Genomic DNA, 16310 nt, shown 5'->3' with positions numbered 1-16310 from the left:
CTGCATCAGTTTAGGTAATGCATATTTTGGATAGATAAAAAACTAGCGTGCTCAATCAATTCCCGATACCCTGGAAATAAGTGTTTACAAGATTGCGGTAAAAAGTATTGAGTGAGGGCGGAACGGTTTTCAATAATTCCGTTTCGCGTGATTTTAATTTTTTAAATTCTTCAAACTGAGCCGGGTTACGATATATCTCATTTTCGGGCGCATTGCTTTCTCTGCGCTCTTCCTGATCGCGTTCGCGTTCAGCTTTTTCCGACTCTAGTAACCGTGTCAGTATATCTTCCTGGCGCTTTAGTGTTTCATCACTTATCTGACGGTTGAGTAAGTCGCGCTGGGTTTCTTCCATTTGCCTGATGGCCTTTTCCAATTCGTTACTCGCATCTTTACCGACCTTACCATCTTTGTTGGTTGCATTATTATACTCCTGCAAGGCTTGTCTGATAGCTTCCTGTTGTGCTACCATCTTGGCAAGTTGTTCGCTCATCCCTTGCTTATTGCCTTGCCCGCCTGGTTTCTGACCTCCGGGTTTCATTTGCTCTTTCATGCCTTTCATCTGCTCATTCAATTTCTGTTGCATTTTTTTCATTTGTGCAGCAGAGGATGATGGCTTGCCCTTGCCTGGTTTTTTGCATGAGCCATTGCCTTGTTTCTGTTGTTGTTGCTGCTGTTGCATTTGTTGCAACGATTCGCTTAGCATCAGCGCAAGGTTATTTACCGAAGTCATTACATACTGCTGCTCGCTGCGTGCCTGCGGCACATTGCGGTCTTGCAATAGTCCAATGGCATCTTCTATATTGTCATTTATTTTTCCTATTTCCTGATTTACAATCGACTGTATTTGTGCCACACGCTTGCTTAATGCAAACAGGCTATCTTCTATAATGCGGGCATCATCTTTCAACTTACGCTGCTCCTGCGTCAGCTTTAAGTATTGTGGATTATTAATGTCCATCGTTTTTAAATTGGTCATTAATTTTTCCTGATCAAATGAGAATCGTATCAGATTCTCCAACAACATACGCAGTGCCTTCTCATCTTCTTCGGCCTGTTCTTGTTCTGATTCTTCCATCCCCTTTTTTATTTTCTGCGCCATCTCTTCCATTTTTTCAGCAGCTTCCTTTTGCGATTTTTTTGCGTTCTTTTTATTTCCCTTTTGCAATTCGCTGCTACTCTCACTTTGCTTCTCGTCCACCTTTTGTTCTTCTTGTTTTGTATCGGGCAGGTCTTTAGGCGATTCTAATTCTGAATTTTTCTTCTGCGCATCCTGCAAATCTTTTTTTACATCTTCAAATTCCTTTTTCAATTCTTCCTGCTGCTTTTGTAATTCTTTGCTATCACTCTTTGCATCGTCTGATTTTTTTGCAAGCTCTTCTTGTTTTTTTGCAAGCTCTTCCAACTTATTTGCAGCATCGTTCATCTTTTGCTCCACTTCTAATTGCTTAAATAATTCAAGACTGCGGTCAAGTTCTTTTTCCAAATCTTTATTATCCATTTTCATCTGCTCCAGCTGCTCACGAATTTTATCCTTATTCAATTCGCTCAGCATTTTTTCAAGCTCTTGCATTTTTTGCTTCATCTCTTCGCTCATCACCTTGTCCATCAGTTCTTGCAATTGCTGTTGCTTTTCGGCAATTTTAGCATCTTCTTTTTTAAATTCAGATTGCTGCTTGTTATTCTTCTCATTTTGTTGCTTCATCTGATCTACCTTGCTTTGCAAATCCTTTTGCTTTTGCAAAAGGTCTTCTAATTTTTTCTTATCATCATAGTCCAACTGTTTTTTCTCAGTCATCTTCTTGAGCATTTCGTTGGTTTCGCGCTGCAATTTTTTTGCATCCATCATGGCCTCGCTCATCTCATCTTTCATGTCGCTGTTATTCTTTTCTTTTTGTGCTTCCAGCTCATTAAGCGATGGCGCCTTGTACACATGTGCCTGCGAACGTGCAGCTTTAGGCCCATTTACTCCATCATTATCATACACTTCAAAATAATATTCCAACTCATCGCCCGGAACAATTTTTAAATTATCCATGTTGAGGTAATAATAAAACTGATCTTGCGTAAGGTTGCGGTTGATGGCAATGTTTTCTCGTTTTACCTCCTGATCATGTTTGAGCGAATCGATGCCACTTTTGAGGTAGTGATAACAAAAATTTAGACGGCTGAATCCATAGTCATCATTAATAGCTCCACGAAAATAAATTTGCTTCAGCGATAAAGAATCATTTTGCTGCTCCACCGTTATTTGAGGATAGGCATCAGCAACTATGCCGATATTATAACTCATGGTGTCTTTGTTGAACGTGTTACTATTGCTGCTGATAACAGCGTAGTGATTGGCATTGCGAAAACTGCGCGTCAATTTAAAATCCTGCTCTCCGGTGCGCTCAGCAAATAAGGTAGTATCGTTAAACTGCATGGTAACTTTTTCGGTATTGCGTGCATTGTAATTCCAGGTAACCTGCGAGCCTGAAGGTATAATAAGGTCGCCTGTATTCTGATGCGTTTCGGGTTTACGGTTGATGTATGCAGGATAACGAACAAACAAACTAAAGTTCATAATGGTAGGATTGGGAATGGCTTTTAGCTCATACTCAATGCTGCTATAACCATCGCCTTGCAGTTGAAAGCGCGTATTGTCCTGTATGTTTTTAAAGGTGTAGTTAAAGGCAATGGTATTTTCTTTATCCAGCTTGAAACTATTGCCATCAATTTTTATATAAACATTTTCTGGAATTTCCTTGCCTTCTAATTTTACGTTCAATACATAATCTTCGTTTTGTATGGCCTTTAGATTTTTATTTAAAAGGATAAATTGAAACGGTGCAGGCTGTGCAAAGTAAGTGCGGTGTTGCAATAGTCGTTCGTTACTCTCGCGAAAAATACTTGGTGCAGCAAATAGTAAGATGAGCAACAAGCTTAAAGGTACCAAAGCATATTTCATATATTGCCGGTTCTTTTTAATATCGATGGCATTGGTAAATGGTACCGGTTTTAGTTCGGCAATTTTCTGATTTACTGCTGCCATTAATAAATCGGTTGATTGGCCTGCAACATCGCTTTGTTTTTTTAATTGCAGGGTATTGAACAGCTTATCGCTAATGTTGCTAAAGTGACTACCAATAATAGAAGCGGCCTGCTCATGCGTGATGGTTTTGCCAAGGTGGTACAACTTGAGTAACGGAATAGCAACAAAGCGCGCCAGGAAAAAAATATTTACTCCAACAAAAGTATAGAACATTAGGGTACGTGTGGTGGTATCAAATCGGCCAAAGTACTCGAGCAGCGAAATGGATATATAAAAAAATATAAAAGCCACTACCGCATATATCAATCCACGTATTAGTTGATTTTTGTAATACTTGCGAATGAACTCGTCAAGTTTTTGAATAAGCAAGTGATAATTATTCATTGTTTAAAAAAATTATGGTACAACAATTCAAATCTAGCTTTGCAAAGGTAACAGCAAAGCGTAACGAAAGTAGTTATAATACCATAAAATTGGTGTTAAAGAATGGTGAAGCATGCGATTGACCTGTTTAGAATTGTAAAAAACGCGAGACCGGTACTAATAAAAACATCAATTGGTCAAAATTGCTTAGGCATCAGAAAAAAAATGAACCTGCCCGCTCGTATTTGCAATTCTGATGAGCAGAGGTTTGCTTAGCCCCATCATTCTTAAAGAACAAATATCTTTTTCATTATTCTGTTTTAAACTTATTGTAAAATAATTTGGCTAAAGCCTAAATCGGTTTGCTATCAATTGCCACATGCTTAAGCATGTGGCAATTGAATATTATATAGTTGGCTTTAGCCAAACTAATTAACCCCCGATCGCTCGTCCGCATTTGCAAAACAGAAGCTTCATAGTCTGAATTTTCAATGCAGATGCTTCATGTTTTACTAGCCTGCATTTGCAATGCGAGTGCATCATTTTTTGGTGCATTATATATAATCAAGTCTAAGTGTATTTAGCATATCACTTCCACTCCGAGAATGTAAACAATGCAATTAAGATAACAAATGATGGAGCCGATTTACTCATCTTACTTTAGAAAATGATGCGTAGCAAAATTGTTCGACTTCACATCATACGCATACGAATTAAAACAGCATCATGTATAAAAGTATGATGCCTTGGTTATCGTTGCTAAACCAAATGTAATGAGTGGAGCGTAAGGAAAGTGGAGCGTTGTAATTAATATCACTCCACTACCACCTCGTACTCCTCCATAATTAAATTGGCAAGGAGTTTTTTGCAGGCTTCTTCTACTCGTGTTTTTGCAGTAGCTGCATCGGGGGCTTCTATTTCAAGTGTGATATGCTTGCCTATGCGAACATTCTCAATTTCGGGGATACCAATATTTTGCATGCTTGCTGTAACCGCTTTTCCTTGTGGGTCGAGCAAGGCTTTCATAGGCATAATGTTTACAGATGCTTTGTATTTCATAAAGTTTTTTTAATTAACATACCTGCCACAATTGACAGTATTATATACAGTGGAATGATAAATGCGAAGGCGGCAAATTTAAAAATTATTAATAGCAACACACTGCAAACAATAAGTGCATAGCGCAAAAAATTTGGTTGTAAGTCAAATGTTTTAAACTTAAGCGCGATTAAAGGTAATTCGGCAACGAGCAAATAACAAAGCAGTAAAATAACAAACACCTGCCCAAGTTGCAAATAGTGCAAGCTTCCATTTGACATAGCATTGTTCGTGAGTAGGTGTATATAATTACTGCCATCGTTGGCTTGCAAAAAAATAAAAGATGAAATGAATAAGGTATTTGCCGGGGTGGGCACACCAATAAACGAATCGCTTTGGCGGGTGTCATTATTAAACTTTGCCAGCCGCAAGGCACTAAACACTGGTATAAGTAAGGCACAACCTGCAACCAATAAAGTAAGTGCTGAGTGCGAGTTAATATCAGCAATAAATTGAGCGGATGTGGCCGGGTAAATAACTAAGGTAAAAACTATTAATCCGGGCAGGGTACCAAAGGTTACACAATCAGCAAGCGAATCAAGGTCTTTGCCAATGGGGCTACTTACATTTAACTTACGGGCAACAAAGCCATCCAAAAAATCTAGCAATGCTGCTATATAGATGCAATAAGCCGCTTGTTCTAGATGCCCATTGAGGCAATAGATAATACCCGTTACTCCCATTAGCAGATTGCCACAGGTAATCATATTGGGTAGTTGCGCTTTGATTTTCAAAAAAAATAATTTACGGTACGAAGGTAACGCATTAACCTTTACTGACAAGGTTGAGAGTTTTTGCAACAAGAAAAATTCCCGGACTATTTTCTTTATAATCTATAGGCAGTGTGGACCGCATTGCTTGGTTCAGAAGGAAATGAGCAGATAATTTTCATTGAATGAAGTCACATCAAAAGATTGAAGTTTTTAAGTAGCTCGAAGAGCAAAATATAGGAAAGGAATTCGGAGCATTCTGATTTCTGAGTTTGCAATTGAATAATGTAACACCAATGTTTGAGATAACAGTTTGAAACAAAGCATTGAAAAAAAACCTGGTCGGATGGTTGGAGACTATTCAAGATTTATGTTTTAATGTATTGCAGGAAATTTTGTTTAGCAATACCGGGTTTTTTAGGCAATAAAGCCCACAGAAGCTAATAACATTTTTCTTTTCACTCCAACAAACGTGGTCGCTCCTGACGGAGCTACAAGCAATATCAATTTTGATTCTTTTACAAAAAGGCCGCTCCTACGGAGCTAAAGACAATAATCGTTTCGACTGTTGCACAAGCATGTCAATACTAAGGAGTTAAAAACAATTTGTTTTTAATGCCACAAACAATCTTAACCAATAGCGCCAAAACCAAATTAATTTTTAATTTTGTTCATCGAATCCTAGCTCCATAGGAGCGTCCCGTTTGTAGCCGTTTGTAGAAATCCCCCGTTTAAATCACAAATATGCCAAACACATATTCACAAATATATATTCAGATTTTTTTTGCTGTAAAAGGAAGAAAAAATTTAATAGCCCCGCAATACCGTGAAGATTTGCATAAATACATTACAGGTATTGTTCAAAAACGAGAACAAAAATTATTATCAATATTTTGTATGCCAGACCATACTCATATTTTAGTAGGGTTAACACCGTCTATTGCAATTTCAGATTTAGTAAGAGATATCAAAGCGGGCTCATCCAAATTCAATTGGCAAGAGGGATTTGGAGCATTTTCGTATTCAAAAAGCCAGATTGATAACGTATCCAAATACTTTTTAAATCAGGAAGCTCATCATAAGAAAAGGACCTTTAGAGAAGAATATATTGATTTTCTAAAGAAGTTTGAAATTGAATATGATGAACGATATTTATTTGATTGGATAGAATGAATCTGGTCGCTCCTAATGGAGCGCCTTAATATTGCATCTTCGCTGGAGCGCTCGGTTTGCAACCTGTTAATTATCCAACAAATTAAAGATGCATTGATAAAGATCAACAAAAAGCAACAAGCTTTTGTCAATATGCTTGCAAGTCAAATTTTTACTATCTTTGAAAACATAATAATACACCATGCGCGGTCGTTTACATTTTCTTAATTCACCACTGATGAACATAAAAACACTCGCTTTCGGGATAGCCGGATTTATTACGCTATCCAATTTACCTGTCCATGCACAACTATTTCCAAAATACAGTAACGAGTTTCTTTCGATTGGTGTGGGTGCGCGCGCACAGGCAATGGGCAACAGCGTGGTTGCCAGCACCAATGATGTAACAGCAGGATATTGGAATCCGGCAGGCCTGGTGCTTAAGCAGGGCGATATGCAGCTAGGCTTACAACACGCTGAATTATTTACCGGCATTATCAAGTATGACTATGCCGCCTTATGTGCACCTATTGATGCAACTCGTGCCATTGGATTTTCGATGGTGCGCATGGCAGTCGATGATATTCCTGACACTACCGAATTGATAGATCCCGATGGCAATGTAAATTACGATAAAGTAAAAAGTTTTTCGGCAGCCGATTATGGCTTTATCATTTCGTATTCGAAGCAAACAAAAAAAGCAGGTTTGCGTTATGGTGGCAATGCTAAAATAATACATCGCAGGGCTGGCGATTTTGCCAAAGCTTGGGGCTTTGGCCTCGATGCCGGTTTACAGTATGACAAAGGCAATTGGAAGTTTGCTGTGATGGGCCGCGATATAACAAGCACGTTTAATGCATGGACATTTAACAGCGAAAAATTAAATACCGTGTTTGCTCAAACCGGAAACGAAATTCCTGAAAATGGCCTTGAGCTTACTGCACCAAAAATAATTCCCGGGGCCGCTTATAGTTGGAAAATAACCAATAAATTTAACCTGCTTACGGAACTTAATGCAGATATAAATCTGGATGGCAAGCGCAACGTATTGATAAAATCAAATGCACTCAGCATTGATCCTCATATTGGTGCCGAAATTGGATACGACAACTTCCTCTTTGTGCGAGCCGGTGCAAAAAATATTCAGAAGGTGGAGAATATTGATAAATCGGTTTCAACCGTTTCGCAACCAACCTTGGGAATTGGCTTAAAAATTAAAAACGTTAGTCTTGATTATGCTATTAGTAATATTGGCAGTCAGGCAGGTATTCCTTACTCGCACATCTTCAGCTTCCGATGGAGCATTATCAAACAGAAAAAAGAAAAGAAGGAATAATGTTTGTACCAACTAAAGCATAATTATGCTTTCGGAATTACCGATTAATGAACCAACAGGCAACAGAATAAATTGAACCGTATGAACAAATGAGAAAGATTACGCTACTTATTTTTTCAATCATTGCAGGTCTTGGGCTTTACGCTCAGCCCTATGGTAACGAATGGATAAAAGTTACACCCGGCAATCCTTACAGCGATCAGGACTATTTTAAACTTGCCATAGCCAGAGATGGTATCTATCGCCTTAGTTACAACGATTTACAACTGGCCGGCTTTCCATTGAATACCGACCCACGCGCCACACAGCTCTTTGCCTATGGCAAAGAGCAATACATTCATGTACAGGGTGAAAATGATGGAACATGGAACCCCGGTGATTACATAGAGTTTTTAGGATTTAAAAATGATGGAAGAATTGATACGGCTGTGTACCTGCAAGCTTCGTATCAAAAAAACAATAAGCTTTCATTATTTAACGATACGGTTTGGTATTTTCTTACCATAAACAGCTTATCAAATACGAACAAGCGTATGGTGTTAGAAACAGATGTAAATTATAACAGTTACCTGCCATCGCCCTTTTGCATGACCAATAGATTTGTTGGGCAACCGACCAATTATTTATACTATCACGATGGCTACCACGACTTTTATAATACATCACTAAGTGCCTATGTAGATGGCGAAGGTTGGGCAGTGTTTGATTTAAAGGCTACTACTGCAGCAACCACAAATACCTATACTATTCCTACACCCAATGCATTCAATGGCAATCCTTGCATTCTTAAAACATTAATTGCAGGACGCTCGGCTTATGATCATAATTATGAGATAAAGATAAACGGGAGCGTGCAGGTAAATGATGTAGTGTCGGGGAGTCAATTTAAGGAGCATGATATTTATTTTACAAATGGTAGTGGTAGTGTAAAACTTGATTGCAAAGCATTTCCTAACCCAGGGGGCGATGATAATCCGAATTACTTCTGGATTCGTTACTACGACCTCACATATGCGCACTCCTATAATTTCAACGGGGAAACTCAAAGTTTTTATGCTGTTGATGCGCGACCATCATTATCTTCTGCAAAATCACGTATTAGTTTATCCAACCTTGCCTTAGGACAACCACTGATATACGCTGTTAGCGGAGATACGATAAAGAAAGTACCTTCAACTTTAAATGGCAACGTGCTTGAAGTGGTATTACCAACCAATCTTCAAAACACAAAAACGTATATTGGTACCGATACAAGCATCATAACCAATACAAACAATGCCCTCAATTTTCAGAAAGTAGATTATAAGGATGCCCCTATTGGCAAGTTTCATAATTATGGTTTTAATACCTTATTCGATTATTTGCTTATTACCCATAGGCAATTTTGGAGCGAAACCGAGGCCTATAAAAATTACCGCACCAACAATCCTATAAAGAACTACAATGTACTGCAAGCAGATATTGATGAACTAATAGATCAATTTGCTTATGGGGTAGTAAATCATCCGCTATCGATACAAAACTTTTGCAATTATGCATTTGACAATTTTAGCGGGCAACCACGCAATGTGTTTTTAATAGGCAAAGGATATGACCCTGCCGTTGCTTATACAGTAAAGGCAAAACCCTACATTCCCACATTTGGACACACCCCCAGCGATATCATGTTAACCACCAGGCTTAACCAGCAAGACCCCATCATACGCCCGCACATGGCCATAGGAAGACTGCCGGTTGTAGCTGGCTACGAGGTGCAAGACTATCTTCAAAAAATGCAACAGTACGAAAGCGCTCCCAAACAGGAATGGATGAAAAATATATTGCATTTTGCAGGAGGTAGTAACCCCAATGAAAACTTTACCATACTCTCGCACATGAATGGTTTTAAAAATATCATTGAAGATACTTGCCTTGGTGGCTATGTGCGCACTATTTCAAAAACCATAAACGATCCCATTCAAATTAATCTGAGTGCCAACCTCCAAAATATAATTGATAGTGGAGTTACCCTTATGACCTTTTTTGCACATGCGGCAAGTTCAAATTTTGATATAAGCACGGATGTGCCATCATCCTGGAAAAACAAAAAACGCTATCCATTAATTGTAGCGAACTCCTGTTATGTAGGAAATATCCATTTATTGAATCGCTATGCTGCCGAAGATTTTGTGATGCAAAACGAAAGAGGAGCAATTGGTTTTATTGCACAAGCTTCGCAAGGATATATTTACACCCTGCAACCTTACACTCAAAATCTGTATAAAAATATAGCCTACTACAACTATGGACGCAGCATTGGCGAACAAATGCTGTCAACCATAGACACCATAATGATTAAGTTTAATGAATATGGACTGGGAGCTTTTGAAGCTGCATCGGTAGCCTTAGACATGGCCCTGCTTGGCGACCCGGCTATGCATTTAAACTACGCAGAAAAGCCTGATTATATTGCCAAATCAAGCGACATACAAATTTCACCGCCAAACTTAAACACTTCGCTAGATTCGTTAACCTTGCGTATTACCATTCGTAATATTGGCAAAGCTGCTGTGTCGCCATTGAATGTTAGGGTAACACGCGTATTCCCAAGTCAAGCCATACAAGACACCTTGCTATCACTTCCTTATGTAGCATATACAGATACCGTTACAGTAACCTTGCCTGTTGACAGGGCTCAGGGTGCTGGAATAAATACCTTTATGTTTGACCTCGATTATAATAACGAAATTGACGAGAGTATAGAAAGTAACAACTTTGCTAGTTTACAAGTGCATATTAAATCGAATGATATTAATGGATTGTTTCCTGTTAAGTATGCTATCATACCAAACAACACAACTACACTGGTAACCACCACCGCCAATCCACTGGCACCTCCAACTAAATATGTTTTTCAGATTGATACAGTAGATTTTAGTGAATGGCCAAGTCCTTTTTTTCAAGAGCACAAAGTAACCGCTCCGGGTGGCATAGTGAAGTGGGCATTGCCCTTTACCCTCACCGAAGATCTTGTATACTACTGGCGTGTTGCTCGCGATAGTGTGCAGGGTGATATAGAGCATCCTTATTGGGACGAGCTGTCATTTGTTTACAAGCAAGGTAAAACGGGATGGTCGCAAGGACATACGTATCAGTTTAAAAATGATGATTACAAAAACATAGAATGGAGCAGACCTAATAAGAATTTCAACTTTGTTAGCACAGGCAGCATACTCAAAGCCAACAACAATAATTACAACGATAATTTTGCGGTCAATTTTTCTATCAACGGAAAATTGGAGGGATACAACAGTTGTTTTTCTTCAGGATCAACATCGGCTATTAATGTAGTTGTAATAGACGAGGTATCACTTATTCCATGGAATAACCGCGAGCCAGGGCGCAGTTATGGAAACTATAACAATACAACTTCGGTGTGTAATCCAAATCGTCCTGATAATTATTTTGTTTTTCCATGTGATGTCAACAAGTTTTATTCTGACAGCCTTGCTGATATGTTATTAAACAAAATTCCGAATGGAAAGTATGTGTTGATTTATAATGTAAAAAATGGGTGGCGCAGCAAACTTAAGCCTGTTGCGGTTAATGCAATAAATTCGCTTGGTAGCCAGGTTATTAATTTTATTCCTGATGATAATTGCTGGATTTATTTTTTCCAAAAGGGAAATCCAAATTTCGCGGCAAGCGAAGTAGTAGGTGACAATGCCAATCCGCAAGTAAGCATTCAGGATACTTTAGGTGGTAACTGGGATCGTGGATTTATATTCAGCGAGCGTATAGGGCCCGGAGTGAAATGGCAAAGCCTGCATTGGGAAAACGAAAATATCGAACCTGCCGATTCAATATCGCTGGATGTATTTGCCTTAGATGGAAAAGGAAATCAAAAATTAATTATTGATAATTTGTCACCATCAACAAATGATGTGTTTAATCTTGATCAGTTGGTTAACGATACCACAATGAATTATATGCGCATGGTAGCATATATGCAAGATACCAACCCTGCACCCGACCCGGTGTTCTTAAAAAAATGGCAAATATTTTTTCAGGAATTGCCCGAGGCCATGGCCGATCCATCTTTGCATCTTTTTGTTTCAAATAGTAATCCGCAAGAAGCAGATACCATAACCATAAGCACTGCTATTAAGAATATAGGTAACGAACCAATGGATAGTATGTTGGTAGCATTTTATGTGTATGATAAAAACAACAAGCGTATAGATTATCCATCGGTGCGATATAAAAAACTTAGCCCGGGTGATACGTTACATTGTAGCATTCGCATATCAACCATGGGGCTGTCAGGCAATAACACGTTGTGGATAGAAGCCAATCCGGTTAATGATCAATTAGAGCAATATCATTTTAATAACTATGCCAGTATCAGTTTTAAAGTAAATGCCGATATCACCAATCCGTTGCTCGATGTAACTTTTGATGGAGTACACATTTTAAATGGCGATATTGTAAGTGCCAAGCCGGGCATTCGTATCAGCTTTAAAGATGAAAACAAACTTTTGGCCATGGATGATACTGCTGATTTTTATGTTACCCTGGCAAAGCAAGGAACGTTTCAACCGCCACGCTGGTTTTACGAACCAGTAGAAGGAACAAGTACAAGTCCAATGTTGATGGCATGGCGAAAAGCAAAATTACCGTCCAATAAATTTGAAATAGAAATAAATCCTGAACTTGCCGATGGTTTGTATGAACTGCAAGTGCAAGGAACCGACAAGAGCAATAACCCGAGCGGTGTAAGCAATCACAAAATCAGCTTTGAGATTATTAATAAGGCCAGTATTACACACATGATGAACTATCCCAATCCGTTCAGTACAAGTACACGTTTTGCATTTACCATTACAGGCAGCGAAGTGCCTGAGTACATACGCATACAAGTAATGACGGTAAGTGGTAAAGTAATTCGCGAGATAAACACCGAAGAGCTAGGACCCTTGCACATAGGTCGCAATATAACACAGTATGCATGGGATGGGCGAGATGAGTTTGGCGATCAACTTGCCAATGGAGTTTACCTCTATCGTGTAATTACTCGTCTCAATGGCGAAGGCATTGAGCATCGAGAAACCGAAGCCGATAAATTTTTTAATAATGGCTGGGGCAAAATGTATTTGTTGAGGTAGAATGTTTATTGAAATAATTAGAGTTGGATATTTGATTTAAAACAACATGAGTAAAATAATAATTGAAAAAGGCGATATAACAAAAATAAAAGCTGACGCTATAGTAAATGCAGCTAATACAACATTATTAGGAGGAGGCGGAGTTGATGGCGCCATTCACCACGCAGGTGGAAATGAAATAATGGAAGCATGTCGTAAAATAGCTGCACAGCAGGGTGGGTGTAAAGTAGGCGAAGCGGTAATAACTACAGCCGGACTATTGCCTGCTAAATTTGTGATACACACCGTAGGACCTATTTGGAATGGTGGAAAGCAGAATGAAATGGAACTCCTGGGAAGCTGTTATCGCAATAGCATGCGGTTGGCAGTAGAAAACAATTGCAAAACAATAGCCTTTCCGAGTATAAGTACTGGCATTTTTGGCTTTCCAAAAGAGGTGGCTGCGCAAATTTCTATCAGCACTTTAAATTCTGTTCTTCAAGATGATGACAGCATTGATCAGGTAATACTGGTATGTTTTGACGATGAAAATTTGAAGAGGCTAAAAAATGAGCATGAAAAAATCAGCATTGGCTAAAGTAAATATTGCTGAGAGCTATTCAATAATATCATTACAAAGAGGCAAAGCCAATCTCTCTATTACTTAATCAGTTTAATAACCTCGTTGTAGTTTCCATCGTTAATAGTAAGCAGATATACTCCTTTCGGAAGTTTGCTAATATCAATGCTATTGTTTTCTCTGGATAATATATAGTTATTGATCAAGATCAGCTGAGTTGAATACAATTGAGCATTTACAACTGATGTAAGTCCACGTATGCTAATTACTTCGCTTGCAGGATTTGGATAAAGAGCAAATTTGTTTGTTGCACTATACATAGTATTAATGCCGGCAAAGGTGCAACTGGTAGTATCTGAACAGGAGCCTACCGAAATTTCAACGGCAAAATTACTTAGGTAAGGTTCTACAAACTGAAACAGTTCGATTCCCTGTGCTACCAGCGAATCGTTGGCGCAGTCGCGCCACAGGTAGTCTGCACCCGCAATAAAATTAGCAGTATATACGCTTCCGTTTTTTACAAGCACAGGATTGATGTTGTAGCAGGGGAATAATTTATAGGTGCTCATCCAATAATTAGAGCCGTTGCCATTTCCTGTAAGATAAATACCTCCCGTTTTGTCAATAGCTAGGCCGTAAACCTGATCGGTTAAATAACCATTTACGGTGTTCATCACATGTGTCCATTTTGTATTTCCAAGGCTGTCATAGCATGTAGTTATTATATCCCAATTGCAGCCATTACAACCCGAATAATTTCCGGTCATTACAAATCCACCATCGTAAATTTTTGCATCGACAAAATTAAATCCTTGATTGGTATAAACACTGTCAAAGAGAGCAATACCATTAAGATCCATTTTTATGGCAAGCGGAGTTACTAAACCAAAACCTAAATCGGTATTGCCGGCAATATAAATTATATCATTTTGAATGGACATAAATTTGATATCTGTTGGCAGGGTATGTACTACTTTATTCCATTGTTTCACCCCGGCCGAATTATATTTAATTAGCACATCATGCTTGCCAAATATATCCTTTGACATGACATACACATTTCCTGCCTGATCGGTCTCCACTTCGGTGCCGTTATCTTCGGTAGTCCACTGTCCACCAAATGTTTGATAGTATCCAAACTTACGCGACCATACGGTATCACCATTGCTATTGTATTTTACAAGAAGCATGTCATTGGTTGTGCCATTCTCATCTACAAATCCGCATGCATAAACATTATTGGTGTCATGCACAGCTACATCGAGGCCGTAATAAGGATCGAAACCATTTTTTGGAAAACTGTTTCCCCAAACCAATTGCCCTCCCGATGAAATTTTTGCTGTATAAAATTTACCGAAAAACTGATCGCCATCCCAGCCAGTAACATATATATTGTTTGACTGGTCAAAGGTAAGAGAGGTTGCAAACTCGCGGTTACCAGTGGGAGTATTGATTCCGGTAGCCCATATTTTATTACCGAGGGTGTCAAATTTTTGTACCAAAATTTCATATTGAGAACCTAGCCCGTAGTACGTCCCTACCGTTACTATTTCATCATTTGCATCTAGGTCTATTGCATTGGGTGTATAATTAATAGTGTCTGTATTATAAAAAAGCGTGTCACCAGTATGGCCATATTTTCGTAAGCCTCCTACATGACCAAGGGTATATACGTTGCTATGCGAATCGGCAACAATAAGACGGCTTTCTTCAGGTGTGTCGCCATAAAAATGCCATTGCAACGAAACCTGAGAAAAAACATTTTGACAACCAACTACCAACAGTATAAATACAATTCTACTAAGCATAAACTTTTTTTGCAAAGCTAATCGTTTTAATCAATGGTCTAATCTTAATAGCATATTTAGTATCAGTCAGGATTTATTTTTAATCACCGTTGTCTGATATTAGTTTAACAACTTCAATATAACTAAATTTATTGCCTCTGCAATTTACTAATAGCAGTAACTTGAAGATGTTTTGCAAAAGTGATACGGACTTTTTCTATCTTCGTTTTGCCAAGTTGTTTTATGCAAATGGAAGGTATCGTTAATAATTTAAACCGCACTAACGGCAATGCATATGTGTGGTTCATAAAGCTAGCACAAGCAAAATAATCGAATCGAATTTACAATCGTTATCTTTTTTTCGTAATCTTGTTTTTAATTCCGGGCTACCATACATGTAAAAACCGATGTATATAGTTGCGCACACGTTACTAAAACCAAATTTCTTATAGGATGAAAAATTATTTGATAGCGTTCGTTTTGTTTTCTGTTACAACAACATTTGGCCAAACAGTGGATAGTGTATCGGTTGATTCAATTACTGAATCGCAAATGCAACTAGTGAGAGAAACGTATTGGGCTGAAATTAAACCAATAGGTTGGGTTACTGATTTTGAAAAACTATTTACCCCTGCAGAGGTGCTTAGCATTGATAGCATGCTTTCGGTTTATGAACAGGAAACAACCAATGAGATAGCTCTTGTTACACTTGACACCAATTATGTAACCAAAGCGTATTTTGATGAAATGGCATTGGTGCTTGCACAAAAATGGCAGGTTGGTAAAAAGAATAAGGACAACGGCATATTAATAGCCATCTCGCGCATACACAGGCGCATTCGTATTTGCAATGGAATGTCTATTCAAAAAGTTTTGACCGATGATGAAACCAAAACGATAATTGATAAAACCATCATTCCTTTTTTTATTGATGGTAATTATTTTGAAGGTACCGTAAAAGGGATTCAGAGAATAATGCAAGAACTAAAACAAGAAAATAAATGAATGGCCTTACCAACCGAATTCTGTGTTTAAATTTGTGGATAGCAGTATTTCTAAAGTAGCTGTTATGGTTTCAGATTATTAACTAATCTTAAAAAATGCCTTAGGAGATAAACGTATATAATAAA

At 38.4% G+C, this 16310-nt stretch carries 9 protein-coding genes; 5 read left to right on the top strand and 4 right to left on the bottom strand.

Annotation, left to right across the window (positions count from 1 at the left end):
• Positions 1 to 55 precede the first annotated feature (55 nt).
• The 3 genes from IPO27_06515 to pssA all read right to left on the bottom strand — a co-directional run bounded on the left by IPO27_06515 (position 56) and on the right by pssA (position 5199).
• The gene (locus tag IPO27_06515; GenBank protein MBK8846227.1) at positions 56 to 3415 is read right to left on the bottom strand and encodes a hypothetical protein; all 3360 of its coding nucleotides are present in this window, start codon (positions 3413 to 3415) and stop codon (positions 56 to 58) included.
• A gap of 792 nt (positions 3416 to 4207) precedes the next feature.
• Positions 4208 to 4453 (bottom strand): phosphoribosylformylglycinamidine synthase subunit PurS, encoded by a 246-nt coding sequence (gene purS / locus IPO27_06510; protein ID MBK8846226.1) that lies wholly within the window; start codon positions 4451 to 4453, stop codon positions 4208 to 4210.
• Complete coding sequence (gene pssA, locus IPO27_06505) at positions 4450 to 5199, bottom strand: CDP-diacylglycerol--serine O-phosphatidyltransferase (GenBank protein ID MBK8846225.1); 750 nt, start codon at positions 5197 to 5199, stop codon at positions 4450 to 4452. Before pssA ends, purS begins: the two co-directional genes overlap by 4 nt.
• A 747-nt stretch (positions 5200 to 5946) precedes the next feature.
• Between pssA and IPO27_06500 the strand changes: the two genes are divergently transcribed.
• From IPO27_06500 to IPO27_06485, 4 genes are all read left to right on the top strand, one after another.
• On the top strand, positions 5947 to 6375 hold the full coding sequence (locus IPO27_06500) for a transposase (GenBank protein ID MBK8846224.1): 429 nt from the start codon (positions 5947 to 5949) through the stop codon (positions 6373 to 6375).
• A gap of 217 nt (positions 6376 to 6592) precedes the next feature.
• The gene (locus IPO27_06495) at positions 6593 to 7690 is read left to right on the top strand and encodes a PorV/PorQ family protein (protein MBK8846223.1); all 1098 of its coding nucleotides are present in this window, start codon (positions 6593 to 6595) and stop codon (positions 7688 to 7690) included.
• An 89-nt stretch (positions 7691 to 7779) separates the two neighbouring features.
• Positions 7780 to 12834 (top strand): hypothetical protein, encoded by a 5055-nt coding sequence (locus IPO27_06490; protein MBK8846222.1) that lies wholly within the window; start codon positions 7780 to 7782, stop codon positions 12832 to 12834.
• A 46-nt stretch (positions 12835 to 12880) separates the two neighbouring features.
• The gene (locus tag IPO27_06485; protein ID MBK8846221.1) at positions 12881 to 13411 is read left to right on the top strand and encodes an O-acetyl-ADP-ribose deacetylase; all 531 of its coding nucleotides are present in this window, start codon (positions 12881 to 12883) and stop codon (positions 13409 to 13411) included.
• A gap of 62 nt (positions 13412 to 13473) precedes the next feature.
• On the opposite strand, the gene IPO27_06480 is transcribed toward IPO27_06485, so the two are convergent.
• Positions 13474 to 15201 carry a T9SS type A sorting domain-containing protein gene (locus IPO27_06480; GenBank protein ID MBK8846220.1) on the bottom strand — a complete coding sequence of 576 codons (1728 nt, stop codon included), beginning with the start codon at positions 15199 to 15201 and terminating at the stop codon, positions 13474 to 13476.
• Between the two features lie 432 nt (positions 15202 to 15633).
• Here IPO27_06480 and IPO27_06475 point away from each other — a divergent pair, with 432 nt between their 5' ends.
• Positions 15634 to 16185: a TPM domain-containing protein gene (locus IPO27_06475; GenBank protein MBK8846219.1), complete on the top strand. Its 552-nt coding sequence runs from the start codon at positions 15634 to 15636 to the stop codon at positions 16183 to 16185.
• Positions 16186 to 16310: the final 125 nt, after the last annotated feature.

The sequence above is a fragment of the Bacteroidota bacterium genome, from assembly GCA_016714535.1.
In the GTDB taxonomy this organism is placed as follows: Bacteria; Bacteroidota; Bacteroidia; order AKYH767-A; family OLB10; genus JADKFV01.
Note: the sequence above shows the minus strand (reverse complement) of the source record. Positions and strands in the feature narration are given on the sequence as shown.